Source organism: Streptomyces sp. NPDC006265, assembly GCF_040613555.1.
GTDB lineage: Bacteria > Actinomycetota > Actinomycetes > Streptomycetales > Streptomycetaceae > Streptomyces.
On sequence record NZ_JBEXSH010000688.1, the window covers coordinates 1 to 5050 of the forward strand.

The window sequence follows — 5050 nt, forward strand, 5'->3', positions numbered from 1 at the left end:
GTTCGACTTCGTCGGATACGGCGTGGAGGCCGAGTCCGGGTTCATCGACCACGAGCAGGTGCGCACGCTGGCCCGCACGCGCCGGCCCAAGGCGATAGTGTGCGGCTCGATCGCCTACCCGCGCCATGTCGACTACGCCTTCTTCCGCGAGGTCGCCGACGAGGTGGGCGCGTACCTCATCGCGGACGCCGCGCACCCCCTCGGCCTCGTCGCCGGGGGAGCGGCCCCGAATCCGGTGCCGTACGCGGACATCGTCTGCGGGACCACCCACAAGGTGCTGCGGGGTCCGCGCGGCGGCGTGATCCTGTGCCGCGCGGAGCTGGCCGAGCGGGTCGACCGGGCCGTGTTCCCTTTCACACAGGGTGGTGCGCAGATGCACACCATCGCCGCCAAGGCGGTCGCGTTCGGGGAGGCGGCAACACCGGCGTTCGCCGCGTACGCCCATCAGGTGGTGGCGAATGCGCGGATTCTGGCGGCCCGGCTGGCCGCGGCGGGCATGGTCGTCACCACGGGCGGCACGGACACCCATCTGATCACCGCCGACCCGGCGCCGCTCGGCGTCGACGGACGCGCCGCCCGGGGCCGTCTGGCCGCGGCGGGCCTGGTCATGGACTGCTGTGCGCTGCCGCACGGCGACGCCCGGGGACTCAGGCTCGGCACGGCCGCGATCACCACGCAGGGGATGGGTGAGGCGGAGATGGTCCGGATCGCCGAGTTGCTCACCGGGGTGCTGCGGGGCGTGACGGAGACCTCGAGAGCCCGTGAAGATGTTCGGGAGCTGGCCGGTCGATTTCCGCCGTATCCCGCTTGAGTCGGGGTAAGCGCATCAGGGTGCACAGCCACTCGTGCAACCATCGTCGCTACCCGGAAGTCCCCACCCATATGCGCGCATCGCTAGGGTGTGGGGCTGAGATGGCCAGCGAGACCTGTGAGGAAGCCTGTGCGTGAATACCTCCTGACGCTCTGCATCACGGCCGCGGTGACGTATCTGCTGACAGGGCCGGTACGGAAGTTCGCGATCGTGGCCGGAGCGATGCCGGAGATCCGGGCACGTGACGTGCACCGGGAGCCCACTCCGCGCCTCGGCGGTATCGCGATGTTCTTCGGCCTGTGCGCGGGCCTGCTGGTCGCCGACCACCTGACCAACCTCAGCCAGGTCTTCGAGACGTCGAACGAACCCCGGGCCCTGCTGTCCGGGGCGGCGGTGATCTGGCTGATCGGGGTGCTGGACGACAAGTTCGAGATCGACGCCCTGATCAAGCTGGGCGGCCAGATGATCGCCGCGGGTGTGATGGTCGTGCAGGGTCTGACGATCCTGTGGCTGCCGGTCCCCGGCATCGGCTCGGTCGCGCTCACCCAGTGGCAGGGCACCCTGCTCACGGTCGCGCTGGTCGTCATCACGATCAACGCGGTCAACTTCGTCGACGGCCTGGACGGCCTCGCGGCGGGCATGGTCTGCATCGCCGCCACGGCGTTCTTCCTGTACGCCTACCGCATCTGGTATTCGTACGGCATCGAGGCCGCCGCCCCGGCCACCCTCTTCTCGGCGATCCTGATGGGCATGTGTCTGGGCTTCCTGCCGCACAACATGCACCCGGCGCGGATCTTCATGGGCGACTCGGGCTCGATGCTGATCGGCCTGGTCCTGGCCGCCGGCGCGATCTCCGTCACGGGGCAGGTCGACCCGGACGCGCTCAACCTGTATGTGGGGTCCGAGAAGGAGGCCGTGCACCAGACGGTCCCGGTCTACATCCCGCTGCTGCTGCCGCTGACGATCATCGCCGTGCCCGCCGCCGACCTCATCCTGGCGATCGTGCGCCGCACTTGGCGCGGCCAGTCCCCGTTCGCCGCCGACCGCGGCCACCTGCACCACCGGCTCCTGGAGATCGGCCACTCGCACAGCCGTGCGGTGCTGCTCATGTACTTCTGGTCGGCGCTGATCGCCTTCGGCGCGCTCGCCTACTCGGTCAACTCGGCGTCCATGTGGATCGTGCTGGGTGTGGTGTTCCTGAGCGCGATCGGGCTGCTCCTGCTTCTGCTGCCGCGCTTCACGCCGCGCGCTCCGCGCTGGATGGAGCGCTTCGTGCCGCCGCGCTACCGGCGCCGCGGCTCGGTCGCGGCCCTCGCACCCGGGGCCTCCACCCCGGCGGCGACGGCGGACCAGCCCGCCCCGGCCGGGGCCGAGAACCGCACGCCCGTGGTGTCCGGGGTCGCCGGCGTCAACGGGGCGACCGCCATCGGCCCTCGTTCGCGTCGGGCCGACCAGAGTAAGGCGGGGACAAGGTAAGAATCTGACTAGAGCATTGCCAACTCGTGGGGTTGCGTTGGGGGTGCGAAGCACCCCAATACCAGACATGTTGGCGTCATTCTCGCTCAGGCGCGCAGCTTCACTCTCATGTGTGAGAGTCCGCACACTTTCAGGTAAAGACTGCATCAAATAGTTTGTGATACGGTTCACGAGAACCCCCCGGATAGAGCCGAAGGGCCGCAGTGCGACGGTCCATTGGTGTGAGGTCTCCACTCAGCCCGGGACTACGCTCGTCCATGACGACACCCCTGCCCCCTGCGAAAGCGGAGTTGCCGCCATGCCGTCCAATGACGCCCGGATTCTGGCCCAGGCTGCCGTGCCCACGGCCGCCGTCGGTGCTGTTGCCGCCGTCGTCGGTGGTGTGGCCGCCGGTGGCAAGGGAGCGATCGGAGCGGTCGTCGCGACGCTCGTCGTGATCCTCTTCATGGGTATCGGTCTCTATGTCTTGCAGCGCACTGCCAAATCGCTTCCGCACCTGTTCCAGGCGATGGGCCTCATGCTCTACGTGGCGCAGCTCCTGCTGTTGTTCATCTTCGTCGCCGCGTTCAAGAACACGACGCTGTTCAACCCCAAGGCCTTTGCAATCACGCTTGTTGTCGGCACCCTCGCTTGGATCGCCGCGCAGACGCGTGCCCACATGAAGGCCAAGATCCTTTACGTAGAGCCCGATTCGACGAAGGGCGAGAAGCCCGAAAAGTCCGGGCACTCGTCGTGAGGGATAGGGCCGGGATAAAGAGGCATGAGATCTCCTGCTATCGTCCGGTGCCAACTGCGGCATCGCGGGCGCGGGCATCTGCGCTGACGCCTGCTCCATCGCGAGGCGAGATGCCCCACAGCCGCCCCCACATCCGTAACACCAGTCCCGTGCCGAACTGCGGCCCTGTGCCGCGCCGACACAACGAGGTTGCCGTACCCATGCGTTTCGCTGAAGGAGCCCGCGGTGAGTGCTGACCCGACGCAGGTGCTCGCCTTCGAGACCGATTGCCACATCTTCGATGGTTGTGGCTTCCCCTCTCCCGGCCTGCACTCGTTCCTGTTCGAGCCCATCTGGGGCGACGGGGACAGCAACGTGTACTTCAACAAGACGATGCTTCTGGCGCTCCTCGGGTCGGTCATCATCGTCGGCTTCTTCTGGGCGGCCTTCCGTAAGCCACAGGTCGTTCCCGGCAAGCTCCAGATGGTGGCCGAGGCGGGCTACGACTTCATCCGGCGCGGGGTCGTCTACGAGACCATCGGAAAGAAGGAAGGCGAGAAGTACGTACCGCTCATCGTCTCCCTCTTCTTCTTCGTCTGGATGATGAACCTGTGGGCGGTCATCCCGCTCGCTCAGTTCCCGGTCACATCGATCATCGCCTACCCGGCGGGGCTCGCGGCCATTGTCTACATCCTGTGGGTGTCGCTGACCTTCAAGCGGCACGGATTCGTCGGCTTCTTCAAGAATGTGACGGGCTACGACAAGTCGCTCGGCCCGGTGCTTCCGCTGGCGATGGGGATCGAGTTCTTCTCGAACATCCTGATCCGCCCGTTCACCCACGCCGTGCGACTCTTCGCGAACATGTTCGCCGGGCACACCCTGCTGCTGCTCTTCACGATCGCCAGCTGGTACCTGCTGAACGGCATCGGCATCGCGTACGCGGGTGTCTCGTTCGTGATGACCGTCGTGATGACCGCCTTCGAGCTGTTCATCCAGGCCCTGCAGGCGTACGTGTTCGTCCTGCTGACCTGCACCTACATCCAGGGCGCGCTGGCCGAGCACCACTGAGCCACCCGCACCCGACCTCCGCAAGCCGTCCGGTGGCCAACCCCCACCGGTCCGTAGAGAAAAGGAAGAACTGGCATGTCTACCCTTGCCGCTGTCACCGGCTCGCTCGGCTCCATCGGTTACGGCCTCGCCGCGATCGGCCCCGGCGTCGGCGTCGGCATCATCTTCGGTAACGGCACCCAGGCCCTGGCCCGTCAGCCCGAGGCCGCCGGCCTGATCCGTGCCAACCAGATCCTCGGCTTCGCCTTCTGTGAGGCGCTGGCCCTGATCGGTCTGGTCATGCCCTTCGTCTACGGCTACAACTAAACCGCCCCCGGACCAGCCGACTAGACGAAAGGCATACACATGAGCCAGCTGCTCATTGTGGCGGCCGAGGAGATGGAGAATCCCCTCGTCCCGCCGATCCCCGAGCTCGTCATCGGCCTCATCGCCTTCGTCATCGTCTTCGGCTTCCTCGCCAAGAAGCTCCTCCCGAACATCAACAAGGTTCTGGAAGAGCGTCGCGAGGCCATCGAGGGCGGTATCGAGAAGGCCGAGGCCGCGCAGACCGAGGCCCAGAGCGTCCTTGAGCAGTACAAGGCACAGCTCGCCGAGGCCCGGCACGAGGCCGCGCGCCTGCGCCAGGAGGCGCAGGAGCAGGGTGCCACGCTCATCGCCGAGATGCGGGCCGAGGGCCAGCGGCAGCGTGAGGAGATCGTCGCCGCCGGTCACGCCCAGATCGAGGCCGACCGCAAGGCCGCCTCGTCCGCGCTGCGCCAGGACGTCGGCAAGCTCGCCACCGACCTGGCCGGCAAGCTCGTCGGGGAGTCCCTCGAGGACCACGCCCGCCAGAGCCGCGTGATCGACCGGTTCCTCGACGAGCTCGAGGAGAAGGCCGAGGCCGGGCGATGAACGGAGCGAGCCGCGAGGCCCTGGCAGCCGCACGTGAGCGTCTCGACGCGCTGACGGACTCGACGTCCGTGAACGCGGGCTCGCTCGCC

At 67.3% G+C, this 5050-nt stretch carries 5 protein-coding genes and 2 pseudogenes; all 7 read left to right on the forward strand.

From position 1 onward, the window contains the following. Window positions 1-811: pseudogene (locus ABZ281_RS37500) on the forward strand (serine hydroxymethyltransferase); the annotation flags it as partial. Between the two features lie 129 nt (window positions 812-940). Further along, window positions 941-2287 (forward strand): MraY family glycosyltransferase, encoded by a 1347-nt coding sequence (locus ABZ281_RS37505; RefSeq protein ID WP_356662509.1) that lies wholly within the window; start codon window positions 941-943, stop codon window positions 2285-2287. A 298-nt stretch (window positions 2288-2585) separates the two neighbouring features. Then, window positions 2586-3023 (forward strand): hypothetical protein, encoded by a 438-nt coding sequence (locus ABZ281_RS37510; protein ID WP_356662510.1) that lies wholly within the window; start codon window positions 2586-2588, stop codon window positions 3021-3023. Between the two features lie 225 nt (window positions 3024-3248). After that, the gene (gene atpB / locus ABZ281_RS37515; RefSeq protein WP_356662511.1) at window positions 3249-4070 is read left to right on the forward strand and encodes a F0F1 ATP synthase subunit A; all 822 of its coding nucleotides are present in this window, start codon (window positions 3249-3251) and stop codon (window positions 4068-4070) included. Window positions 4071-4145: 75 nt separating this feature from the next. Further along, entirely contained in the window at window positions 4146-4376 is a 231-nt protein-coding gene (gene atpE / locus ABZ281_RS37520) for an ATP synthase F0 subunit C (protein WP_187826499.1), read from the forward strand. 39 nt (window positions 4377-4415) lie between these two features. Next, a complete protein-coding gene (locus ABZ281_RS37525; protein ID WP_356662512.1) occupies window positions 4416-4961 on the forward strand; it encodes a F0F1 ATP synthase subunit B in 546 nt (181 codons plus the stop codon). After that, a pseudogene (locus ABZ281_RS37530) lies at window positions 4958-5050 on the forward strand (F0F1 ATP synthase subunit delta); the annotation flags it as partial. The gene ABZ281_RS37525 and the pseudogene ABZ281_RS37530, both read left to right, overlap by 4 nt.

Bases quoted from the DNA above. Each gene is read 5' to 3' on its own strand.
- ABZ281_RS37510 (WP_356662510.1), top strand. From the start codon at position 2,586: ATGCCGTCCAATGACGCCCGGATTCTGGCCCAGGCTGCCGTGCCCACG.
- atpE (WP_187826499.1), top strand. From the start codon at position 4,146: ATGTCTACCCTTGCCGCTGTCACCGGCTCGCTCGGCTCCATCGGTTAC.
- ABZ281_RS37525 (WP_356662512.1), top strand. From the start codon at position 4,416: ATGAGCCAGCTGCTCATTGTGGCGGCCGAGGAGATGGAGAATCCCCTC.